This window comes from Arthrobacter hankyongi, assembly GCF_022012395.1.
In the GTDB taxonomy this organism is placed as follows: domain Bacteria; phylum Actinomycetota; class Actinomycetes; order Actinomycetales; family Micrococcaceae; genus Crystallibacter; species Crystallibacter hankyongi.
Map to the genome: position 1 here is coordinate 1 of NZ_JAKLTQ010000063.1, position 492 is coordinate 492.

General features: G+C 71.7%; 1 protein-coding gene. It reads right to left on the reverse strand.

Annotation, left to right across the window (positions count from 1 at the left end; all coding sequences use genetic code 11):
• A partial coding sequence (locus LVY72_RS24135; RefSeq protein ID WP_237827477.1) for a coenzyme F420-0:L-glutamate ligase occupies positions 1-351 on the reverse strand: 351 nt, incomplete at its 3' end.
• Positions 352-492 lie beyond the last annotated feature (141 nt).

The following is a 492-nucleotide window of genomic DNA, read 5'->3' on the forward strand; positions in this document are numbered from 1 at the left end:
GGGGTCCGCCGGCAGCAGCAGGACGGTGCCGTGCGGGGTGTTGCTGTTGTCCACCCCGGCGGCGGCCATGACCAGGCCCTGCCGGTTCTCCACGATCCGGGTCACACCGCCGGGGTGGGTGCGGGCGGCGACCAGGCGCACGGTCTCGGCGGTGATGGCCGCTTCCCGGTCGGCGGCGCTGATTTGGCGGCCCTCGGCTTTGGAGACGATCTTGCTGGTCACCACGAGGATGTCCCCGTCCCGGACCCCCTCCGGGGCGGCGGCCAGGGCGTTGCCGATCAGGGCGGGAAGGTCGTCGCCGGGGCGGATTTCGGGGAGGCCCTGAAGGGCGGTGACGGAAAAGCCGGACATGTGGATACCTTCCGAAGCTGGGATGGGCGCGGGCATAAACGCCTGGGCGGCAGACGTTCCTACCGGCCACCTTAACGGCCCACGGCCGCCGGATCGACGACGTCGACGGACCATGACGTTCACACGGCTGCGGCGGCGGGG